The organism is Bacillus sp. GMa5/1, assembly GCF_050172015.1.
GTDB classification, from domain to species: Bacteria; Bacillota; Bacilli; order Bacillales; family Bacillaceae_G; genus Bacillus_A; species Bacillus_A cereus.
Window position 1 is genome coordinate 1 of sequence record NZ_JBNLYC010000410.1, and the last position, 1,188, is coordinate 1,188.

The following is a 1,188-nucleotide window of genomic DNA, read 5'->3' on the forward strand; positions in this document are numbered from 1 at the left end:
ACAATAAAAACAAAAAAACGTTTTAAATTCGTTTTTAACGTTGTTTTTTAGATATAAAATCTACCTTTTTAAAAAATGTTAAGAAATCCTTTGACTTCTTAATAAAAATAATGTAAATTATCCTATGGACGAACATTTTTGATTAATAAAAATAAAATATTCGTATTTTAGGGGTGTAAATGATGGAAAACGTATTCGACTATGAAGATATTCAATTAATTCCTGCAAAATGCATTGTAAATAGCCGCTCTGAATGTGATACAACTGTCACTTTAGGAAAACATAAATTTAAATTACCTGTCGTACCTGCAAATATGCAAACGATTATTGATGAAAGAATTGCAACTTATTTAGCTGAGAACAACTACTTTTATATCATGCATCGTTTCCAACCAGAGAAACGAATCTCATTCATTAGAGATATGCAATCACGTGGATTAATCGCTTCTATCAGCGTTGGTGTAAAAGAGGACGAATATGAATTCGTACAACAATTAGCTGCTGAGCAACTGACACCTGAATATATCACGATTGATATCGCACACGGTCATTCTAATGCTGTGATCAACATGATTCAACATATTAAAAAACATTTACCAGAGAGCTTCGTTATCGCTGGAAACGTTGGAACTCCAGAAGCGGTAAGAGAATTAGAAAATGCTGGTGCCGATGCAACAAAAGTTGGTATTGGACCTGGTAAAGTTTGTATTACTAAAATTAAAACAGGCTTCGGAACTGGTGGTTGGCAGCTAGCTGCACTTCGCTGGTGTGCAAAAGCTGCAAGTAAGCCAATTATCGCTGATGGTGGTATTCGTACACACGGCGACGTAGCTAAATCTATACGATTTGGGGCAACTATGGTCATGATCGGTTCTCTATTCGCTGGTCACGAAGAGTCTCCAGGGGAAACAATTGAAAGAGATGGCAAACTTTATAAAGAATACTTCGGTTCTGCTTCTGAATTCCAAAAGGGTGAGAAGAAAAACGTTGAAGGTAAGAAAATGTTCGTTGAGCATAAAGGTTCTTTAGAAGATACGTTAATCGAAATGGAACAAGATCTTCAATCTTCTATCTCTTACGCTGGTGGAACAAAATTAGATGCTATTCGTACTGTAGATTATGTTGTCGTGAAAAACTCGATTTTCAATGGTGACAAAGTATATTAATTCTTAAATTAACTTGAAGGAC

General features: G+C 35.1%; 1 protein-coding gene. It reads left to right on the forward strand.

Annotated features, from left to right (window positions below; genetic code table 11):
• The first annotated feature begins 182 nt into the window (after window positions 1-182).
• Window positions 183-1,166: a GMP reductase gene (guaC, locus tag ACQGSG_RS29045; protein WP_000432447.1), complete on the forward strand. Its 984-nt coding sequence runs from the start codon at window positions 183-185 to the stop codon at window positions 1,164-1,166.
• The last annotated feature ends 22 nt before the right edge of the window (window positions 1,167-1,188 follow it).

What these genes read in the sequence shown, in the direction of transcription:
- guaC (WP_000432447.1), top strand. Translation starts at nt 183, where the DNA reads ATGGAAAACGTATTCGACTATGAAGATATTCAATTAATTCCTGCAAAA.